The following is a 218-nucleotide window of genomic DNA, read 5'->3' on the forward strand; positions in this document are numbered from 1 at the left end:
CTCGCGGTATAGCGGGGTGGTGGAAGCTTGGCCCGCCAACAATCACAGCAGGGCGTCATCGTTCAAGCTTGTAACTTGGATGCGCCATGAGCTCTTGAGGCCATTTCTTTGGGTCGGCAGATTCAACCTCCAAGTGCATCAGCTGGCGCCAGTCCATCGCGAGCCTGGATGTAGTGCTCGAAGAACACCTCGGCCGGCGAACGCCAGCCGAGTGTCTT

It is taken from the genome of Dyella acidisoli (assembly GCF_030160295.1).
In the GTDB taxonomy this organism is placed as follows: domain Bacteria; phylum Pseudomonadota; class Gammaproteobacteria; order Xanthomonadales; family Rhodanobacteraceae; genus Dyella_B; species Dyella_B acidisoli.